The organism is Arthrobacter sp. B055-34, assembly GCF_059090425.1.
Map to the genome: position 1 here is coordinate 443708 of NZ_JBNHFQ010000003.1, position 18450 is coordinate 462157.

The 18450-nt window shown below is 64.1% G+C and carries 16 protein-coding genes and 3 riboswitches; of the genes, 11 read left to right on the plus strand and 5 right to left on the minus strand.

Annotated features, from left to right (window positions below):
- Positions 1-15 precede the first annotated feature (15 nt).
- Complete coding sequence (locus tag AC5RWO_RS08075) at positions 16-1227, minus strand: amidohydrolase (RefSeq protein ID WP_498730775.1); 1212 nt, start codon at positions 1225-1227, stop codon at positions 16-18.
- Positions 1228-1406: 179 nt separating this feature from the next.
- On the opposite strand from AC5RWO_RS08075, the gene AC5RWO_RS08080 reads away from it, so the two are divergent.
- The 3 genes from AC5RWO_RS08080 to AC5RWO_RS08090 all read left to right on the plus strand — a co-directional run bounded on the left by AC5RWO_RS08080 (position 1407) and on the right by AC5RWO_RS08090 (position 4781).
- On the plus strand, positions 1407-2246 hold the full coding sequence (locus AC5RWO_RS08080) for an EamA family transporter (RefSeq protein ID WP_498730777.1): 840 nt from the start codon (positions 1407-1409) through the stop codon (positions 2244-2246).
- Positions 2247-2385: 139 nt separating this feature from the next.
- A complete protein-coding gene (locus AC5RWO_RS08085; protein ID WP_498730779.1) occupies positions 2386-3444 on the plus strand; it encodes an MBL fold metallo-hydrolase in 1059 nt (352 codons plus the stop codon).
- A gap of 11 nt (positions 3445-3455) precedes the next feature.
- Positions 3456-4781 carry an MFS transporter gene (locus AC5RWO_RS08090; RefSeq protein WP_498730781.1) on the plus strand — a complete coding sequence of 442 codons (1326 nt, stop codon included), beginning with the start codon at positions 3456-3458 and terminating at the stop codon, positions 4779-4781.
- 49 nt (positions 4782-4830) lie between these two features.
- Here AC5RWO_RS08090 and AC5RWO_RS08095 read toward each other — a convergent pair whose 3' ends face one another.
- The 3 genes from AC5RWO_RS08095 to AC5RWO_RS08105 all read right to left on the minus strand — a co-directional run bounded on the left by AC5RWO_RS08095 (position 4831) and on the right by AC5RWO_RS08105 (position 6485).
- Positions 4831-5802, minus strand: coding sequence for a LysR substrate-binding domain-containing protein (locus tag AC5RWO_RS08095; RefSeq protein WP_498730782.1), 972 nt, complete (start codon positions 5800-5802; stop codon positions 4831-4833).
- A gap of 99 nt (positions 5803-5901) precedes the next feature.
- A complete protein-coding gene (locus tag AC5RWO_RS08100; protein WP_498730783.1) occupies positions 5902-6363 on the minus strand; it encodes a PIN domain-containing protein in 462 nt (153 codons plus the stop codon).
- The gene (locus AC5RWO_RS08105; protein WP_498730785.1) at positions 6360-6485 is read right to left on the minus strand and encodes a hypothetical protein; all 126 of its coding nucleotides are present in this window, start codon (positions 6483-6485) and stop codon (positions 6360-6362) included. Before AC5RWO_RS08105 ends, AC5RWO_RS08100 begins: the two co-directional genes overlap by 4 nt.
- A gap of 67 nt (positions 6486-6552) precedes the next feature.
- Positions 6553-6675, minus strand: a riboswitch (SAM riboswitch).
- 163 nt (positions 6676-6838) lie between these two features.
- Positions 6839-7006: riboswitch (SAM riboswitch) on the plus strand.
- A 10-nt stretch (positions 7007-7016) separates the two neighbouring features.
- Between AC5RWO_RS08105 and AC5RWO_RS08110 the strand changes: the two genes are divergently transcribed.
- The 3 genes from AC5RWO_RS08110 (at position 7017) to AC5RWO_RS08120 (ending at position 11511) form a co-directional block, all read left to right on the plus strand.
- Positions 7017-7343, plus strand: coding sequence for a hypothetical protein (locus tag AC5RWO_RS08110; protein ID WP_498730787.1), 327 nt, complete (start codon positions 7017-7019; stop codon positions 7341-7343).
- 129 nt (positions 7344-7472) lie between these two features.
- Positions 7473-11036 carry a TM0106 family RecB-like putative nuclease gene (locus tag AC5RWO_RS08115; RefSeq protein WP_498730789.1) on the plus strand — a complete coding sequence of 1188 codons (3564 nt, stop codon included), beginning with the start codon at positions 7473-7475 and terminating at the stop codon, positions 11034-11036.
- 49 nt (positions 11037-11085) lie between these two features.
- Positions 11086-11511 (plus strand): pyridoxamine 5'-phosphate oxidase family protein, encoded by a 426-nt coding sequence (locus tag AC5RWO_RS08120; RefSeq protein ID WP_498730791.1) that lies wholly within the window; start codon positions 11086-11088, stop codon positions 11509-11511.
- 87 nt (positions 11512-11598) lie between these two features.
- Here AC5RWO_RS08120 and AC5RWO_RS08125 read toward each other — a convergent pair whose 3' ends face one another.
- The gene (locus AC5RWO_RS08125) at positions 11599-12222 is read right to left on the minus strand and encodes an FMN reductase (protein WP_498730792.1); all 624 of its coding nucleotides are present in this window, start codon (positions 12220-12222) and stop codon (positions 11599-11601) included.
- A 183-nt stretch (positions 12223-12405) separates the two neighbouring features.
- On the opposite strand from AC5RWO_RS08125, the gene AC5RWO_RS08130 reads away from it, so the two are divergent.
- The 5 genes from AC5RWO_RS08130 to ligM all read left to right on the plus strand — a co-directional run bounded on the left by AC5RWO_RS08130 (position 12406) and on the right by ligM (position 18435).
- On the plus strand, positions 12406-13782 hold the full coding sequence (locus tag AC5RWO_RS08130) for an MBL fold metallo-hydrolase (RefSeq protein ID WP_498730794.1): 1377 nt from the start codon (positions 12406-12408) through the stop codon (positions 13780-13782).
- A gap of 307 nt (positions 13783-14089) precedes the next feature.
- Positions 14090-14262: riboswitch (cyclic di-AMP (ydaO/yuaA leader) on the plus strand.
- Positions 14263-14267: 5 nt separating this feature from the next.
- A complete protein-coding gene (locus tag AC5RWO_RS08135; RefSeq protein ID WP_498730795.1) occupies positions 14268-15089 on the plus strand; it encodes a M23 family metallopeptidase in 822 nt (273 codons plus the stop codon).
- A gap of 206 nt (positions 15090-15295) precedes the next feature.
- Positions 15296-15697 (plus strand): GlcG/HbpS family heme-binding protein, encoded by a 402-nt coding sequence (locus AC5RWO_RS08140; RefSeq protein WP_498730797.1) that lies wholly within the window; start codon positions 15296-15298, stop codon positions 15695-15697.
- 92 nt (positions 15698-15789) lie between these two features.
- Positions 15790-17007 (plus strand): formaldehyde dehydrogenase, glutathione-independent, encoded by a 1218-nt coding sequence (gene fdhA, locus AC5RWO_RS08145; protein WP_498730799.1) that lies wholly within the window; start codon positions 15790-15792, stop codon positions 17005-17007.
- A gap of 21 nt (positions 17008-17028) precedes the next feature.
- Positions 17029-18435, plus strand: a complete 1407-nt coding sequence (ligM, locus tag AC5RWO_RS08150) for a vanillate/3-O-methylgallate O-demethylase (protein WP_498730801.1) — start codon at positions 17029-17031, stop codon at positions 18433-18435.
- Positions 18436-18450 lie beyond the last annotated feature (15 nt).

Consider the following 18450-nt stretch of genomic DNA (forward strand, 5'->3'; position numbering starts at 1 on the left):
CCGCTTCACCATTGGCTAATTCAGCCATTCACGCGCCGCGGTTACCAGCGCATCAATCCCGAGGCCGAGAGTCGGCCGGATAAGCGGAGCGAAATGCGGCGAGTGATTCGACGGAATGTCCTCGGGCAGCCTGCCAGTGGTTGCCAAGGTTTCGGCCAAGGACGGGTCGGCGCCACCGACAAACCAGAAAACAAGCGGCGCCCCGGCAGCTGTGGCTAGCACTCCGACGTCTTCGCTTCCGGAGATCGGACCGGGATCAATAATCCGCTGGCCAAAAACGTTGCCCAGTGCCGCCGTCGTTCGAAGGGTTGCCTGTTCGTCGTTGCGGGTCAGCGGGAAGTGTTCGTCGTAGCTGATCAGCGGGTCCTTGACGGCGCCCGACGACGATGCTTCGCCTCGGACGATCCGCTCAATGGCATTGACCATCTTCGTCCGGACCGGCTCATCGAAGGTGCGCAGGCTGATTCCCAAGGTGGCTTCCGCAGGGATGATGTTGTTCTTGGTTCCGGCGTGGAGCTGTCCGACAGTCAGAACCGCCGAATCGCCGGCGGCCAGCTCCCGCGAAACAATCCCTTGGAGCCGCATGGTTGTCGCAGCCGCCATGACCACCGGGTCGACGGTTGTTTCCGGCCTGGAACCATGGCCGCCCGCTCCGAACATCGTGATGTTGATCGAATCCGCCGAGGCCATGGCGACGCCGGGCCTGATGCCGATCCAACCCGCGGGAAATGGTGCTACGTGCTGGCCGAGAACCACCTCCGGGCGGGGAACAAGGTCGAAGAGGCCGGCGTCGACCATAGCTTGGGCCCCGCCGCCTGACTCTTCGGCCGGTTGGAAAACCGCGACGACCGTTCCTTGCCAGTTTGCGCGCTCGTCCGCGAGCCGCTCCAAGGCCCCGAGGAGGCAGGCGACGTGGACGTCATGGCCGCAGGCATGCATGACCGGTACGTCCTTGCCGTCCTGATCAACACCACGGGCCGTGCTGGCATAGTCAAGTCCTGTCGCCTCTTCTACGGGCAGGCCGTCCATGTCCGCCCGCAGCAGGACTGTCCCGCCCGGGCCGTTGGTGAGGATGCCGACAACACCGGTGACGCCGATGCTGGGGTGCACGGTGAAGCCCAAGGCATGAAGATGCTCAGCCACAATCCCGGCGGTCCGGTGCTCCTGAAAGGAAAGCTCGGGGTGCGCATGCAGGTCCCGGTACAGCTGCTCAACATCGATGCCCATACTGCAGTGTAGGAACAATGAAGGATCCGCGATAGAGGAACGGAACCCGGTTTTCAAGGACCTTTCAAGAACGACGACGGCGCCTTCCGGTGATTCATCGATGCCACTGGGGCCGTTGCCATAGGCAGCTGCTGATGGTTGCATGAGGCATGCAGTATTCGGCATGGACAGCCTGAGCCGTGGCAATTCTGTTCGCCCTGGGCTCGGCGTTCTTTTACGGCGTCGCGGACTTCGTCGGCGGTTTGTTGTCGCGACGGGCAGATCCAACAACGATCGCCCTCATCGGCCAGCTGGGCGCGCTGCTGCTCAGCGTGGGCGCCGCGCCACTCTTCCCGGCACCGTCCGTCGAGCTGGCGGACCTGACCTGGGGTGCAGTGTCCGGCATCGGGACGGGCATGGGCATGGTGTTCCTTTACCGTGGCCTCAGCCACGGCAGCATGAGCGTCGTCGTTCCTTTCGTAGCCGTTGGCGGCACCGCCCTTCCCGTCCTTGTCGGCGTAACGGTCCTAGGTGATCGTCCCACCGTCCCGGCCTGGCTGGGAATCGCTTTGGCCATCCCGGCACTGTGGCTGATCTCGGTCACCAAGAACGGCCCGCAAGGTTCACGCGCTGCCGGCACACTCGATGCCCTGTTCTCGAGCATCGGAATCGCACTGCAGTACATCGCCCTGGCGCAGGTGGGGGCAGAAGCAGGACTGTGGCCTATTGTTGCCGGCCGGGTCGCCGCTGCGCTGGCCATCCTGCCGCTCGCCCGGCCGTCCGCCGCCAAGCTGCGCGGCATCGGGGCGCGAACCGTCCTGGCTGCCGCGCTGATCGGAGGCATGGCCGCGCTGGCCCTGACGCTTTACATGCTCGCGGCCCAGTTGCAGTTGATGAGCATCGCGGTGGTGCTCTCGTCCCTCTATCCGGTGCTCCCCGTGGTCCTGGGCATCACCGTACTCAGGGAGCGGCTGGCCCCCCGGCAGTTGGTCGGGCTGGTCAGTGCCGGCGCGGCCGTCGGCCTCATCACCATGGGCTAGTCGGCCTCGTCGCTTGGGCTAGCCTCGCGCCAAACATAAGCAAAACCAGTTTAGATCTCCGGTTTAAACAGTTTTACAGGTCATTGCAGATACCGGATTATCGATAGGAAGTGATAAGCAACACAAGGAGTTCTGCAACATGACCGGTACGGATCTGACGCCACGCGTCGTCACCCTTGGCACCGCCGGCGGTCCACGCTGGTGGACCGGCGAGAATGCCGGGAAGCGCTCGGGGATCGCCACCGCCGTCGTTGTTGGCGACAGCACTTACCTGGTGGACGCCGGGCACGGCGTGGGACGCCAGCTCATGCTCGCCGGGCTTCCGGTCAACTCGCTGCGTGGCATCTTCATCACGCACCTTCATTCGGACCACACGATCGACCTGGGCAGCCTGGCGATCTTCGGCATGTTCACGCTGAAGGACAACCAGCACCAGATCAGGATCATGGGCCCCGGCGACCGCGGCGAGCTTCCCCCGGTTTCCGCCCGTGCCGCCGTCGCGCCTTCGCCGGTTTTTCCGGAGAACCCGACGCCCGGCACCAAGGCGATGTTCACCCATCTCATGGCTGCCTACGCCACGGACCTGAACGACCGCATTCTGGATGCGCTGCGGCCTTCGCCCTTCGACTACTTCGTGCCCGAGGACATCCAAATCCCGACGGCGAGTGGTTACCACCCGAACGATAATCCCACTCCCGCCATGGAGGGCTTCGAGATCTACCGGGACGAAAACGTCACGGTGGCGGCCACGCTGGTGAAGCATCCGCCGATCGCCCCCGCTTTCGCCTTCCGGTTCGACACCGAGCACGGCTCCGTCACCATCTCCGGCGACACCGCACCGTGCGAGAACCTGGTCCGCCTCGCAGCGGACACCGACCTGCTGCTCCACGAGGCCATCGATTTTGACTGGGTGCAGCGTGCCTATGGTTCGGCCGCGAATTCCACCGGCCAGGCCTCCATCGACCACCACAAGAAATCGCACACCAGTGCCGCTGAAGCAGTCGCACTGGCCAACCGCGCAGGGGCAAAAGCCTTGGCCCTGCACCATCTAGTACCAGGCACCACCCCCGTGTCCGTGTGGGAAAGCGCCGGCGCCGACTTCGGCGGCCGCTTCTACGTTCCGAACGATCTGGACGTTATTCCCTTCGGTACTGACTCCACTGACCGTATTCTGGAAGAAATGGCTACTGTCCAATGAGTGCTAACACCATGACTCCCCCGCAGCCCCAGGCATCCTCCATCTCGGAGAGCCTGAACACGAAGCAGATGCGCCGTATCCTGGCCTCCAGCTTCATCGGCAGCGCCATCGAGTTCTATGACTTCATCCTGTATGCGATGGCCGCGTCCATCGTCTTCAACCAGGTGTTCTTCGCGAACGTCTCCCCCGCCGTCGGGCTGTTCATGTCCTTCGGCACGCTCGCCGTCGGTTACGTCGCCCGTCCGCTGGGCGGGGCGATCTTCGGCCACTTCGGCGACCGGATCGGCCGCAAGACCGTACTGATCGTGTCCATGACCCTGATGGGTGCGGGCACTACGCTGATCGGTCTGCTGCCCACCACCGCGCAGATCGGCATGGCGGCGCCCATCCTGCTGGTGGTGCTGCGGCTTGTCCAGGGACTCGCCGTCGGCGGTGAATGGGGCGGAGCCATGCTGGTTGCCCTCGAGCACGCCCCGGCCAAGCGCCGCGGTTTCGCCGCCAGCTTCGCCAACATGGGCGGTCCCGCCGGTGCCGTGCTGGCCACGCTGACCGTTTCGGCCTTCTCTACCCTGCCCGAGGAAGCGTTCATGAGCTGGGGCTGGCGGATCCCGTTCCTGCTGAGCCTCGTGCTGATCGCCGTGGGCCTGGTCATCCGGCTCAAGGTTGCCGAAACGCCGCTGTTCCTGGAACTCGAAGCAACTGCGGAAAAGAAGAAGATCCCGTTCGTCGAGGTTGTCACCAAGTACCCGAAGAACCTGGTACTGGGTGTGCTGGCCGGCATGAGCTCCTACACCGTGCAGGGCCTGATGACGGTGTGGGCGGTCTCCTACATCATCGAGGCCGGCGTGGACACGACCTCGGTCCTCAACATCAAGGCTGTCGGCGCCACCCTGACCATCGTGGCCATCTGGTTCGCGGCCCGCCTGAGCGATAAGTACGGCCGCAAGCCGGTCATGCTGGCCGGCATGATCGCCGGAGCCGTCCTGGCCTACCCCATCCTGTGGCTGCTGCAGACCGACACGCTGTGGGGCTTCGCCATCGGCCTGTTCCTGGCCAACGGCATCATCCAGGGCGTGATCTTCGGGCCGTTCGGCGCCTTCGTGGCCGAGCTCTTCCCCACCCGGATGCGCTACACGGGCGCCTCGCTGACCTACCAGTCTTCCTCGACCCTGGGCGCTGGCTTCACGCCGATGATCGCCTCCGGCCTGGTCATCATCGCCGGCGGGGAGCTGTGGCTGGTCGGCCTGGTCTGGCTGCTGTCCTTCGTCGTGGCGGCCGTCTGTGTGCTGGCCACCAAGGAAGGCAAGAACATGGACCTGAGCAGTGAAATGAAATAAAAGTACGACGACGGCGGTGCCGGTTCCTGCGGGAGCCGGCACCGCTTGGTTAAGCGGTGTTTCGGTTCGGCCGCCCGGTCAGCCCTGCCTCGCCGCTGCTCTGCCGCCCAGCTGCCCTGTCGCCGGCGTCGACGCTTTGGGCGCAATAATCCATCAGCGCGGTCAAGCGCCGGCTTAACCGTTGGCGCCCAGGGTAGGCGAAACAGATGTCGCTGTGGCCGATATGCCCGTCGATGGGAACGCAGACGAGCGGCAACCCTTCGTAGCTGACATCCAGCGGAGGCCGCTGGACCAGGACCGTATAGCCCAGCCCGCGGGCTACCATCCCGCGCACCGCTTCGAAACTGGTCGACCGCCACGCGATTTTCGGGTCCAGCCCGGCGTCGCGCAGGTTCGGCAGCTGGTTGTCGCGCACCGAGGGGATGTCCAGCAGCACCATGTCGTCCTCGGCGAGTTCCGGCAGCGCGATCTTCTCGCGGTCGGCCAACCGGTGCTCCGCGCCCAGCAGGATGTAGGGCCGACCTTCCTTGATCACCCGCATTTCTGCGCCGCCGGTGACATGCCGCGTGTGGGTCAGCACGGCGTCGAGCCTGCCCTCCAGCATCTGCAGTTGCAGCTCATCGGCCGCCCCTTCAGTGATGGTCAGCTCCAGTTTGGGATTCGGCGCCGCGAAACCCGCCGTCATCAACGGAACCCAGAACGCCGAGAGCGTGGTGTAGCAGCCGATCGCCAGCGGCCCGGCCAGTTCCCCGTGCCGTTCCTCGATCCGGGCCTGGATCTCCTCGGCTTCGCGCAGGAGCACCTGCGCGTCCTTGAGGAAGCCCCGCCCGGCAGTGGTCAGGGTAATACCTTTCGCCTTGCGCCGGACGATGAGCTGGGTCCCGACGGCCTTTTCCAGCTCGTTGATGGCCAGCGACATTCCCGCCTGCGACACATGACAGGCCTGTGCAGCGCCGCTGATGGAGCCGGATTCAGCGACGGCCACGTAGTACTGGATCTGACGCAAGGTGTACCGGAACATAAGGAAAGCCTATCCAGTTCCACCCGCTTCCACAGTTCCCCTGGCGGTTTTTTAGCAGGCTCCCCACGCTGTTTCCCCACCCTGGCTCAGCACCGCGCGTTATCCGGGCTTATGGTCCGGAGCCGCAGTCTGCGCCACGGCGTACCTGCCCACTTGCCACGGATCGATGGCCGGCACGGCAAGCTTGCTGTAGCCGGCAACGTTGCGGGACACCACGGTCAGGCAGTACCGGACGGCCGTGGCCGCGATCAGCGACTCCACGGCCGGAACATCCGGGCGGCTGGACATCGGCCCCCAGACCGTCGCGACCTTCAGGTCCACCGGCAGGATGAAGCCCTCAAAACGCTTGGTCAGCTCCGCAAGCCAGCGGCCGTCGTCGTTGTTTGACGCAGTTTCCTGCTGGGCATGCGCGGCACGCAGTTCCCCAACGGTCAGCGCGGAGATGAAGATGCGCAGGTGTCGGCGCTGCTGCAGGAAATCGACGACGGCGGCGTGCGGCTCCGCGCTACGCACCTCCGTCACCACATCCGTATCGAGCAGCAGGCCGGCTTGCTCCCTCACGAGCCCGTGTTGATCGGGTTGGCGGCGGCAGACCGAGCGGCGGCAGCGCGGCCGGTGCGGAGGAGGAAATCGACAAAATCCTTCCGGGCGGCTGCTACGTGCTCGTAGTCATTGAGGCTCATTACGCGCAGATCCTGGCGTGCAGGGGAAATACTGGTCATGAAAAACGGTGCCGGGCACCGGTCCTTTCGCGTGCTCTTGCCCGCACCATCTGCCAACGGCGAATGCAGGCCGCTTCGTCATCCGAACCACCCATAGAGCGTGGGGTTGGTATGCGGCCAAGTCGGAGCTTAGCGACCGCAGTTCCTGAAGCTGTTGAGAGTATGCCACGGGTTCGGCGTCGCGTCACGCACTGTTGTTCATGCTGTGTAACAGGACGAGAACCAGCGACTCGAAGCGACATTTAGCCCAATCCGGATGTTTACCTGTGGGCAATCGTTTGGCTATCTGCGTCCGTGACCATATAGTAGGAGTGCTTCACGAGATGTGACGGGCAACACAATCGGCTAGCCGGTGGTGTTGCCAAGGCTCCGACCGGTCACGCACCAACCCCATGTTCGTGGGTGGTTCGGATGACGAAGCGGCCTGCATATTCGCAGAACGACGAGGTTCTAAGGGGGACCCGTGCGGGCAAGAACTATCGAGAGAACGAAATGATGAATACATACTCAACAGAACACGACCGCAAGCACACCGACCAGGCCGCGAGCCTTCCGGACGAAAGCATCTTTGACGAATGGGTGGATGTCCGGATCCACATTGAAGCCCAGCTCAGCCTGGTGCAGTTCTGCCAGCAGGGCGTACAGAAGATGTTCTTCTCAGAGGACATCGACGCTGTGCAAAAGGCCGCCCTGGACTCCGACGGCACCGCCCAGTGGTGTGAGAAGTACGCGAAACTGCTCATTCCCAGCACCCGCAGCGGCGCTGGCAACCGATTCTTTTCGCTGGTGCGGATGGAAATGGACCCTGCGGACAGGTAACCGCCGCAGCACCGTCATAAATTGTCAGACCGGGCTGGTAGAAGTCAATTACGTCTATCAACAACCGCGGACGCCGGAAATCAGCTCAGGGATTCCGACGCCGGCGGCACCGTCAGCCCGGGAGGCCTTGTGTTCCTGCTTGAATCCGAATCAGCCGGCGCCGCACCGGAACTGGTCTTCACCGCCAGTGACCTGGTGGTCGCTGCCGGCTGCGAGTACCAGTTGCTGCGGAAGCTGGACGAGAAGCTGGGCCGCACACCCAAGGCCGTCTTCGCTCCGGACGAGATGCTGGAGCGGACGGCGGTGCTCGGCGATGTCCATGAGCACCGGGTGCTGCAGGAATTCAAGGACCGGTTCGGGGCCGGCGTGGTGGAGATTGCCGAAACCAGCGGCTACACCCGCCCGGAGCTGACTGCCAAGCACGCCGAATCCATTACCGCCCTGGAGGCCGGGGCTGATGTCGTGTTCCAGGCAGCGTTTTTTGACGGCAGCTTCCATGGCCGCTCGGATTTCCTCGTCAAGGAGAACGACGGCGGGACGTTGCGTTACGCGGTGTATGACACCAAGCTGGCCCGCCATGCCAAGGTGACCGCCCTGCTGCAGCTTGCCGCCTACGGCGACCAACTCGCCAAAGCCGGAATCACGCCCTCCCCCACGGTCACACTGGTGCTGGGTAACGGCGTGCGCAGCAACCACAGCCTGACGGACATCCTGCCCGCCTTCAAGGAGCGCCGGACCCGGTTCCTGGCCATCACCGGCCAGCACCGTGGGCAGCCGGATCCCGTGGCCTGGAATGACGAACGCTACACCGCCTGCGGCCGCTGCGATTACTGCTCCGAGCAGGTCAAACTGCACCGGGACCTGCTGCTGGTTTCACACATGAGCACCACGCGCCGGCGCCAGCTGATGGCAGACGGGATCCGCACCATCGATGACTTCGCCGCCATGCCGCTGCCGGCGGGCGAAGACTCCGGCGGAACGTTAGCCAGGCTGCGGGATCAGGCGCGCATGCAGACCGGCGTCCAAGAGCCGGACGGATCGGTCGAATTCACGGCCAAAGACGGTGAATCCCATAAGGTCTCCTACCGGGTGCTGGAGCAAAACGCGCTGGCCGCGCTCCCCCGCCCCAGTCAGGGTGACATTTTCTTCGACTTCGAGGGGGATCCGCTCTGGCAGGATGCCGCCGGCACGTGGGGCCTCGAGTACCTTTTCGGCGTGGTGGAGAACCCGGTCTCCCCGCAGGACAAGCCGCCGTTCCTGCCGTTCTGGGCGCACAACCGTGCGGAGGAAGGCCAAGCCCTGGCCAACTTCCTGGACTACGTCGCACAACGGCGCGAACGGTATCCAGACCTGCACATTTACCACTACGCCAACTACGAAAAGGCAGCCCTGCGCCGACTGTCGCTACAGCATGTCCTGGGCGAGGACGCCGTGGACGGGCTGCTGCGCGAAGGCGTGCTGGTTGACCTCTACGACACGGTGCGCAACAGCCTGCGGATCTCGGAGAACTCCTACAGCATCAAGAAGCTCGAGCCGCTGTACATGGGCGATAACCTGCGCAGCGGTGATGTGACGGATGCCGGGGCCTCGGTGGTGGCTTATGCCCACTATTGCGAGGCACGTGATGCCGGCCGGGCCGATGAGGCGGCGAAGATCCTCGCCGGAATCAGCGACTACAACGAGTACGACTGCGTCTCCACACTCGAGCTGCGTAACTGGCTGCTCAAGCTGGCGGCCGAACGTGGCATCCAGCCCGGCTCGACCGCCGATGGCGTTGCCGCAGTCGACGGCGGGACAGCACCTGAGGTTCCGGACGAGCCGTCCCAGGACGAGCAGCGGCTGCTGGACCATGTGGCGGCCGCTGCGGACAAGGCCGCGCATACCGGCGAGCCGTTGTCCGATGATGACCAGGCCATCGCCATGGTTGCCGCGGCGGTCGGTTACCACCGCCGCGAGGACAAGCAGTTCTGGTGGAGCCACTTCGACCGGCTGAACGCGCCGGTGCCGGACTGGGCAGACACGAGGGACGTGTTCATCGTGCAGGACGCGGAGGTTGTTGAGGAGTGGGCCGTGCCGCCGGGGAAGCGGAATCCTGTCCGCGTGCTCCGGTTGACCGGAACGCTGGCCCCCGGCTCGACCATCAAGGAAGGCACCTCGTTGTGCCGGCTCTACGACCGGCCGTTTCCGGACTTCCTGCAGGCCAGGGACACCGGCGTCGACCAGCGCAGCTACTGCTTCGAAACGCAGGTCATCGAGTTGGATGCGGCCGGCGACAAGGATGTCCTGCTGGTCCAGGAGCGGCTGCCGTCCAAGGCGGATCCATATGACCAGCTGCCGATGGCACTGTCGCCGAACCAGCCGCCGGCCACCACCTCGCTGAAGCAGGCGCTGGCGGACCTTGCCGGACTGGTGAGCAGCGGATTGCCACAGCTGCCGCCGCATCCGGCACTCGATCTGCTCCGCCGGGTTCCGCCGCGACTGCGCAACCTGGCGTCGCTACCGGTCGTTGAACAGGAGCCGGACGGCTACATCGACGCGATCACCACCGCCGTCCAGGCACTGGACCGTTCCTACCTGGCCGTCCAAGGGCCGCCCGGCTCCGGCAAAACGCATATTGGCGCGCATGTCATCGGTCGGCTGGTTGCGCAGGGCTGGAAGGTGGGCGTGGTCGGACAGTCTCACGCCGTCGTGGAAAACATGATGAAGGCCGCGGTGGAGAAGGGCCGCGTCCCGCTGGAGCGGGTGGCCAAGAAGCTCAATGCGGAGAACGTCCCGTGGCGGAACCGCACGGACGCCGAGGTGGAACGGTTGCTCACCGAACCGGGCGGGGCGCTGGTCGGCGGCACAGCCTGGACGATGACCGGCAGCAAAGTTCCGCCAGGGTCGCTGGATCTGCTGGTTATCGACGAGGCCGGACAGTTTTCGCTGGCCAACACCCTGGCCGTCTCCCGCGCGACGCGGCGCCTGCTCCTGCTGGGAGATCCGCAGCAGTTGCCGCAGGTCACCCAGGCCACTCATCCGGAACCGGTAGACACGTCCGCCTTGGGCTGGTTGTCGGCCGGGCACCCCACACTTCCGCCGGAGCTGGGCTATTTCCTCGCGCTCACGTGGCGGATGCACCCGGCTTTATGTACCGCAGTCTCGCGGCTCGCCTATGAAGGCCGCCTGCACAGCGCACCTGCGGCGGACCGGCGCCAGCTGCAGGGCGTGCCAGCGGGAGTGGAATGCATCCTGCTGGAGCATCAGGGAAATTCGACCTCGTCGGCCGAGGAAGCCGCTGAAGTTCTACGGCAGGTCCAGCGGCACCTCGGTCTGCACTGGACGGACGGCGGCACAACCCGGCCGCTGGGTCCGCCGGACATTCTGGTGGTGGCACCCTATAACGCCCAGGTCCAGCTGATCCGGCACCAGCTTGAGTCAGCCGGGTTGGGCGGCGTCCGGGTGGGAACCGTGGACAAGTTCCAGGGCCAGGAGGCTCCGGTGGTGATCGTGTCGACGGCAGTATCGGCACCGTCCGAAGCCCCGCGCGGAATGGAATTCGTACTCAACCGCAATCGGACCAATGTAGCTGTTTCCCGCGGGCAGTGGCGGGCGGTCATCGTCCGTTCCCGGGAGTTGACCAGCTACCTCCCCAGTAAGCCGGAGGGACTTGAAGAACTGGGCGCCTTCATTGGACTGTGCCTGCCGGACTGAGCCCCACTTGGGGACAGTGATTGCGGACGCAGCGTAGAAGAATGGGTGCATGATGTTCCAACACGATGAACCGGTCCTAGAACTCACCGACGAGCAATCTTGGAAGCTGCTGGAAAAGACCCAACACGGCCGCATTGTCCTGACTGCCGCCGGGGAGACGGATATCTTCCCTATCAACTACCTCGCCCACGACGGCAAGCTGCTGATGCGCAGCGCACCAGGCACCAAGCTGGCTGAAGTCACGATCAACGAGAACGTCATATTCGAAACGGACGGGATCACCAGCGATGAGGCATGGAGCGTCGTGATCAAAGGAACCGCACGGGTATTGCAGTCCGGGAATGAAATCGAGGCTGCCGAAAAGCTCGGGCTCAAGTCCTGGATTCCCACGCTCAAGGATTTCTACATTGAGCTCAAGCCAGTGCAGCTCAACGGCCGTCACTTCAATCTGGGTGACCAGCCGGAGCCCTACTGACAGACAGGTTGCCCAGACGTGATTCGCCCGGGCAACCTGCCGCCGTCGTCAACTTGCCGCATATCGACGGTGTATTTGAGCTAGCGGTCAGCGGCCGACGTTGGCGAGGATTTCTTCGAAGCTCATTGACTCGATGCCGCCGCGGCCTTGCTCCTCGGCAGGTACATCCTGGACCAGTGCAACCAGTTCCGCTGCTGCACGGCCTGCCCGGCGCACGATGCCGCCGCCAGCCTCGTCCACGCCACCCCAGTCTTCGGGTGCAGCGAACACCACGGTCTGCGTCGTGCGAGCGCGCAGGTAGCTGAAGAGCGGGCGGATGGCATAGTCGAGGGCGAGCGAATGGCGCGCAGTGCCGCCGGTCGCGCCAACGAGTACCGGCTTTCCGGCCAGTGCATCCTTGTCAATCACATCGAAGAAGGACTTGAAGAGGCCGCTATAGGAGGCGCTGAAGACCGGCGTGACAGCGATCAGCGCATCTGCCGCGGTGACCGCATCGATCAGCTCCTGGAGTCTGGGCGCGGCATAGCCTGCCACCATGTTGTTGGCGATATCCACGGCGTACTCACGCAACTCGAAGGTCTTCACCGAGGTATCGGCACCCTCTTGCCGGAACCGGTCAACGGTGGATTTTGCCAGCTGATCCGCCAGCAGCCGGCTGGAAGACGGTACGCCCAGCCCTGCGGACAACACCACGATTTTGCGCTCTGACACCGGTTTCTCCTTCATGTCCTTATTGTTCATGCGATTGCATCTATCTTCACAACTGAGAGCACTGCCGGATTATTCCTGCCGGAGGGATGCTATTCCTGTTGCGCGCACAGAAACGGTGCCACACTGGGATGACCATCATCCGACAAGACCCCCGGCAAGGGCCTTCTCCCGCCAGGAGGACCGGTGATCCTGAATCAATACCACCTCAGTTCACTATCGTTGAGTTCCTATTTGATCGGGGACGAGACCACCGGAAAAGCCGTTGTCGTGGACCCGCAGCGGGACATCGACCAGTACTTGGACGACGCCTCCCGAAACAACCTCACCATCGTGGGCGTGATCGACACCCACTTCCATGCCGATTTTGTGGCCGGACACCTCGAACTGGCCGCCGCCACCGGAGCGTGGATCGGGCTCGGCGCACGGGCGGAAGCAGCCTACGACTTCCGCAAACTGCACCATGGGGAAAAGATTTCGCTGGGTGAGGTCGAACTGGAGATCCATGAGACCCCCGGCCACACCTGGGAGTCCATCACCGTGCTGGTCCGCGAGCGCGCAACGGACAAAACACCGCATGCGGCTCTGACCGGAGACACCCTCTTCATCGGCGATGTGGGCCGACCTGACCTTGCCGCATCCGTCGGCGCTGATCCCGTGGAATTGGCCCGCGCGCTCTATCACTCGGTGCATGATGACCTGATGAAGCTTGATCGCAGCGTGCGACTGCTCCCCGCGCACACCGCAGGAAGCGCATGCGGGAAGAACCTCTCGGCCGAGCGCGAATCGACGATCGGGCAGCAGCAGGCCGCGAACCCTTCCGTCCAGCCGATGAGCGAGGACGAGTTCGTGGACCTGATCACCAGCGGCCAACCGTCCGCTCCGACGTACTTTGCCACCGACGCCAGACTGAACCGCAGCAGGCATCCGGTGATGGCAAGCAGACTGCATCCAGCGGCACTCCCGGAGGATGCGCTGGAACGTGCATTATCTTCAGGGGCACGGACTCTTGATGCGCGGCCGCCGAAACTGTTCGCCGCAGGCCATCTGGCCGGCTCCATCAACGTGGGCATTGACGGGCGCTTTGAGGAAACGGCGGGCATGTTCTTCGACCACCGCGACGTGATCGTCATTGTGGCCGAGCCGGGCAAGGAAGCCGAAGTCCAACTGGGTCTTGCCCGAATTGGTTGCGACAGAGTGGTCGGTTTCATCCCGAATCTTCCCGACCTGCTCGCGGCGCAGCCTCAGCTGGCAGGCAGCACGGACCGGGTCCAGGCGGATGCACTGGACAGCGCCCTGGCCGACCCGGAAACGGTGGTTCTCGATGTCCGCAATGCCGGGGAGCGGGAGGACGGCGCCATTCCCGGAACCCAGCACATTCCGCTGGCCGAACTGCCGCTACGCCACGACGAGCTGCCGGCAGACAAGCGCATCGTGGTGCACTGCGCCAGCGGCTGGCGCTCCAGCGTTGCCGCGAGCGCACTGAAGGCGCTCGGCTATACCGATGTCGCCGATGTTGCGGGCGGCTATAACGCCTGGGCCAGGCAGCACCAGGCTGCGTAATTCACGGAGCGCTCCTTCCAGCGAGCGGCAACGTGCGTCCGCAAGACGGTGCGGCGACGCCATGCGACCGGCTAGCCACCACGGCCGTAGCGGTGAAACAACACCTTCAACCCGGCTAAAGCTTCAGCGCTGCTCGTGCTGGATGCCGTGCAATCGGCCCATCTGTTACACCATCGGAGCTTCGTGTGTCTACAAACACACATAACGGATTTGTAACAAGACACGCCGACACGATACTTTTTAAAGGCATTCTTACGCAACCAATGGTAAGAGCCTGATCCGTACGCCTAGCCCTGTCAGCGGATCAGTCAATTCAATTCTTCCCAGGCAGGGGCGGAGGAACCACACACGGCGCTTGGGGGCGCCTTGGGGTGAAGTTCTGTCAGCAACATCGAAGGCACATTGTTTGCCGCTGACCGAACCGAGTGAACTCTCTCTCGAATCCGACAGCTAACTTCGCAGGCGCATATGAGAGGACCTCCCCTTTGCAGACCAATAAGCCTGTGCGCGGCCGCCGTCGCGCCGAAGATACTTCCCTGCTGACCGCCGTGCGGAACCAAGACGGCGAAGGCCGTCGCCGCGCCTCGAAGCGCCGCTTTTCCAGCACCTCCCAGAAGGCCGGCTTGGCCTTGGCTGCCACCGGCATCATTGCCTTGGCCGCTGTTCCCACCGCCCAGGCGGTCTCCGGTCACGAAGACCTGAGCACCGTCAGCGCCGCCAGCACGTCTTCGGCCCCGGTGACTGCAGCACAGGACAGCGAGATGAAGTTCGAGCGCATCGAAGTGACCAGCAAGGCTGCTCCAGAGCAGAAGGCTGAGCCGAAGACCGAAGTTAAGGCTGCCTCCGTCGAGAAGGCCGATGATGCCAAGGACAAGCCGAAAAAGGAGTCCAAGCCTGCTGCCAAAGAGACCGCCGCCAGCGGCCTGGCTTCCCCCGTAGCCGACCTGAATCAGTCCTCGGGCTTCGGCTACCGGATCAACCCTGTCACAGGGGCAGCCGGGGAGTTCCATAACGGCTCCGATTACGCCCTCGCCTGCGGTACCGACGTCAAGGCTGCCGGAGCCGGCAAGGTCGTCGAAGCTTCCTCCAGCGCCGTCGGCTACGGCAACCGCATCGTCATTGAGCACGGCGATGGCATGAAGACCACTTACAACCACCTGCAGAGCATCGGCGTCAGCCAGGGCCAGAAGGTCTCGAGCGGCGATTCGATCGCCGATCTGGGCACCACCGGCAATTCCACCGGCTGCCACCTGCACTTCGAGGTCGTCGTCGACGGCGAGGAAGTAGACCCGGCCAAATACCTCTAGCCTCACCATCCGCCTCGGCGGATTTACGGCCGGACCCGGACGGGGCTGTGCGGCATGAGCCGCACGGCCCCGTTTTTTGTCCCTAGTCACCACTGGGCAAGAGGACTAGCGTGGGGCGTACCCGCCGCATCCAACACTGGCGCAGAGCCGCGCCAGTGCCGAGTCGAGCCGCGCCATGCCGGCGGAACCAGCGCTAGGAGACAAGAATGAACACGCTTACCCTTGCAGATGCCCGCAGCATCATTGCTGCCGCCGAAGCCCGCGCAGAAGAAATTGGCCAGCCGATGAACATCGCCGTGGTCGACGCCGGCGGCAACCTCATCTCCCACGTGCGGATGGACGGCGCCTGGCTGGGCAGCATCGACATCTCCATCAACAAGGCCTTCACCTCCCGTGCCTTCGACATCCAAACCAAGGACCTAGGCGACAACTCGCAGCCGGGCAACCAGTTCTACGGCATCCATGCCAGCAACAACGGCCGGATCATGATTTTCGCTGGTGGCGTGCCGCTCAGCCGAGACGGCCAGGTAGTCGGCGCGATTGGCGTCAGCGGCGGCAGCGGTGAGCAGGATCAAACCGTCGCGGAAGCAGGCGCCGGAGCACTCTGACGACTACGCCCGAAGTACCTATAGCCATAGTGAGTGAAGTCCGCTAGCGTGATGACTATTACCGTGCGGTCCAGAATAAGGAGTCATGCCCCGTGTCAGGAAACAGAGCCGTTGCCTATAAAGGACCAGGGAAAGTCGAGGTCATCGACACCGACTACCCCACCTTTGAACTCAGAGACGCCCCGGGGATCAACCCGGCCAACATCGGCCGCAAGGTCCCCCACGGCGTCATTCTGCGAACAGTCACCACCAACATCTGCGGCTCGGACCAGCACATGGTCCGCGGCCGCACCACCGCCCCGACCGACCTGGTACTCGGACACGAAATCACCGGCGAAGTCATCGAATGCGGACCCGACGTCGAATTCATCAAGACCGGCGACATTGTCTCGGTCCCGTTCAACATTTCCTGCGGCCGCTGCCGCAACTGCAAGGAACGCAAAACCGGCATCTGCCTCAACGTAAACCCCGACCGCCCCGGCAGCGCCTACGGCTACGTGGACATGGGCGGCTGGGTCGGCGGCCAGGCCGAATACGTCATGGTGCCCTACGCGGACTGGAACCTGCTGAAGTTCCCGGACCGCGACCAGGCCCTGGAGAAAATCATGGACCTGACCATGCTCTCCGACATCCTGCCCACCGGCTTCCACGGCGCCGTCACCGCCGGCGTCGGAGTCGGCTCCACCGTGTACGTGGCCGGTGCCGGCCCGGTCGGCCTCGCTGCCGCAGCCGGCGCACAACTACTCGGCGCCGCCGTCGTAATCGTGGGCGACCTCAACGAACAACGCCTCGCGCAGGCACGCAGCTTCGGCTGCGAAACCGTGGACGTGTCCCAGGGCGACCCGAAGGACCAGATCGAGCAGCTCCTCGGTGTGCCCGAAGTGGACTGCGGCATCGACGCCGTTGGTTTCGAAGCCCGCGGCCACGGCAAGGACGCCTCGCACGAGGCGCCGGCCACCGTGCTGAACTCGCTGATGGACATCACCGCCGCCGGCGGAGCGCTGGGCATCCCCGGACTCTACGTCACCGGCGATCCCGGGGCGGCGGATGAAGCCGCGCAGCACGGCTCGCTCTCCATCAGCCTCGGCACCGGCTGGGCCAAATCGCTGTCCTTCACCACCGGCCAGTGCCCGGTCATGAAATACAACCGCCAGCTGATGATGGCGATCCTGCACGACAAGGTCCAGATCGCCAAGGCCGTCAACGCCAAGGCCATCCCGCTCGACGACGCACCCAAGGGCTACGCCGAATTCGACGCCGGCGCCGCAACCAAGTACGTCCTGAACCCGAACGGCTACGTCAAGAACTGATCGAGGAGAGGAACAGCAACGATGAATGCGAAGAATCTGCAGGAAGTCCTGGACGCCTCCGGCAACACCGTTGAACTGCTGCGCAATTCCCAGCTCGGCGCCTACATCTACCCGGTGGTCGCCCCTGAATTCACCAATTGGCGCAGCGAGCAGCGGGCCTGGCGCGAGACGGCAGTGCTCTATGATCAGTCCCACCACATGGACAATCTGTTCATCAAGGGTCCGGACGCGCTGAAACTGATTTCCGACACCGCCATCAACAGCGTGGCCAACTTCCCGGTCAACAAGGCCAAGCAGTATGTGCCGACGACGCCGGCTGGGCACGTGATCGGCGATGGCATCCTCTTCCACGAGGCTGAGGACGAGTACATCTACGTGGGCCGTGCCCCGGCGGCCAACTGGCTGCTCTACCATGGCGAGACCGGCGGCTACGATGCCGAGATCGTCGTCGACCGCCGCTCGCCGTCGCGCCCGATGGGCCAGCCGGTAAAGCGCAAGTACTGGCGCTTCCAGATCCAGGGGCCCAACGCCTGGCAGATCATCGAGAAAGTCAACGGCGGCCCGGTGGAGCAGCTGAAGTTCTTCAACATGGACCACATGAACCTGGCCGGCGCGCAGGTCCGCACGCTGCGCCACGGGATGGCCGGTGCGCCCGGACTGGAGCTGTGGGGGCCGTACGAAACCTATGACAAGGCCCGCGACACGATCCTGCAGATCGGCCAGGAGTTCGGCATGCTGGCCGTGGGTTCGCGCGCCTATCCGTCCAACACGCTGGAGTCGGGCTGGATCCCGTCGCCGCTGCCGGCAATCTACACCGGCGAAGAAATGCGGCCCTACCGCGAATGGTTAGGTGCGGACAGCTACGAGGCGACCAACGCGGTAGCCGGCAGCTTCGTTGCGGACAAGATCGAGGACTATTATCTGACGCCGTGGGAGCTGGGTTACGGCTCGTTCGTGAAGTTCGACCATGACTTCATCGGCCGCGAGGCGCTGGAGAAGATCGATCCGGCCACCCAGCGCAAGAAGGTCACGCTGGCGTGGAATCCAGAGGACATGGCGAAGATCTTCGCGTCCCTGTTCGATACGGAAGGCACGCCGTACAAGTACTTCGACCTGCCGCTGGCTAACTACGGCTCCTCGAACTACGACGCCGTGGTCGATGCGGACGGCACCAACGTGGGCCTGTCCATGTTCACCGGATACAGCGCCAACGAGCGGCGTGCACTCTCGCTGGCCACCGTGGATCCGTCCGTGCCGGAGGGAACGGAACTGAAGGTCATCTGGGGCGAGCCGGACGGCGGCACCCGCAAGACCACGGTGGAGCCGCACCAGCAGCTCGAGGTGCGCGCCGTGGTCAGCCCGGTGCCATACTCCGAGACGGTCCGGAAGGACTACCAGGGCGGCTGGCGCTCCGGCCAGAAGAGCTAACCGGAACCGGCGGGG